The sequence below is a fragment of the Nostoc sp. WHI genome, from assembly GCF_015714725.1.
GTDB lineage: Bacteria > Cyanobacteriota > Cyanobacteriia > Cyanobacteriales > Nostocaceae > Nostoc.
The window spans coordinates 1-1734 of the sequence record NZ_WBKM01000092.1 but is presented as its reverse complement, the minus strand read 5'-3'; the positions used below and the strand labels follow the sequence as shown (position 1 = coordinate 1734).

The window sequence follows — 1734 nt, the reverse complement described above, 5'->3', positions numbered from 1 at the left end:
TTCGCCTTGAGTTTCCCTGTGGGCGTGATGATTCCCTGCTTCAAAACACTCGCAAATTGTGTTCGGAGATTCTGACCATCGTTGAGTTCTCCTGATGGCAACAGAATTTGTAGAAAAAGTTCAACTGGACTATTAATATTGAATTTGCGATAAGCCATCCAAAGAAAGCCAGCTATCTTTGGTATGGCATAGTGATACTTCAATTCTCGCAGTGCCGCCGTCCCTGCAAATTGGTTTTTAGCTAGAGAGCCTAAAACATAATATTCTTCGCCGATGCCCACCCAGGTACTATCGAACTGCGACTGTTGCTCAACTAATTGAGCAATTGCGGTTTTCCCCACATCAGCCACTTCCGGCGACAAAATCATTACCTGTGGTATTCCGTCTGGGTATTTATGAACAATTGACTTGCCATAACTACCACCCAAATCACAGGACATCACCAATTTAATAGTATTGTCGGATTTACTTTTCTCCCCTTGAGTCATCAGATCATCCCTTAATTCATGGGTTCATACCAAAAAACTTGTTAGCCTGAATCATTTCCTCTGATAATTCCAAGTCCATGATTTCATCGTCGTCATCTATGTCTGACTCAAGAGGATCAAGTTGTTCATTATGATTGGCTGTCGGATTGTCGCTTTTTGTAGTCACAGTTGTAGTACTAGCCAAAACCATAGAATAGTCGTGAGGTAATTTTTCTATGCCAGCTATCCTTCTAATTGTGGCAAGTTTTCCTTCTAATTTCTCAATAGCAGACCAACAAGCTTTGGCTAGCTCGTCATTTCTGGCTTGACCCTCCAAAGCTTCCGCCAACCAAAAAGCAGTGATAGCCTCAATTGAAAATTCAGTCGCTGGTCTATTAGAAGGATGGTTCAATAAATATTCAATCACCTTACCCTCCCATGAATTAACCTTGCGTTTTATTCTCGGCAACTCAACATAAAGGTTGCGTTTTTCGCTCATCTTGTCTCCTAAGTAAAAAACATATTATCGTATAAAAACACTATCGTAATTTATGTGAGTCTAAATGTGACTTTATTAAGTATAATAGCGGGGTTATTGAGTGAAAATGTGGCGTTCAAGACCAAAAAAATTCAAGTGTTTGAAGTTTGTTTGACCCCTAATAGTGGTATGAATGAGTGTGATTGCGGTAATTGGTGCTAAACAATCAAAAGCTGACCAAAATGCGCTAAATATGTCTGTAAAGCTTACACAGCAAGCTTTTCGGCGGTCTGAGGGGACTACCACAAAAATAATGTGCCTTGGGTGTATCATGTTGGTGGTGTACTCATTACACTTCTGCGCCCTGCGGGTGGGCTGCGCCCATTCCTCGCTTCGCTTGGAACACAGAAGTTTCGTTCGCCCTCTGGGGTTTTTGCACTCCCTTTGACTTTCTTTTTAAAAATCAATGGTGGCTTTAGCAATCTTGCGCGTTGAGAAACTAAAATCTTTCGGCAACGTTGGCGGTAGTGAAAAACATACTGCCCGTTTACAAGATACCCCAAATGCCGACACCACTAAAAAAAATATCCGGCTGATTGGCATGGAGGATGGCACAGCACTTGAAGAATTAGTAAAAACTAAGATAGCCAGCACCACAAAACACAAACCCCGCAAAGATGCCGTGCTGTGTAGTGACATTTTTCTGTCGGCATCACCAGAATATTTTCGCCCTCATGACCCATCACTAGCAGGTGAGTGGGATGATGACCGGATGGTAGATTTCGCCTC

Annotated in this window: 2 protein-coding genes and 1 pseudogene; 1 reads left to right on the top strand and 2 read right to left on the bottom strand. The window is 42.2% G+C overall.

Annotation, left to right across the window (positions count from 1 at the left end; translation table 11 throughout):
- A pseudogene (locus F8S12_RS09060) lies at positions 1–488 on the bottom strand (hypothetical protein); the annotation flags it as partial.
- A 16-nt stretch (positions 489–504) separates the two neighbouring features.
- Positions 505–966, bottom strand: a complete 462-nt coding sequence (locus tag F8S12_RS09055) for a hypothetical protein (RefSeq protein WP_196515974.1) — start codon at positions 964–966, stop codon at positions 505–507.
- A gap of 445 nt (positions 967–1411) precedes the next feature.
- On the opposite strand from F8S12_RS09055, the gene F8S12_RS09050 reads away from it, so the two are divergent.
- Positions 1412–1734: plasmid recombination protein (locus F8S12_RS09050; protein WP_196515973.1), on the top strand; the 323-nt coding region annotated here is incomplete at its 3' end.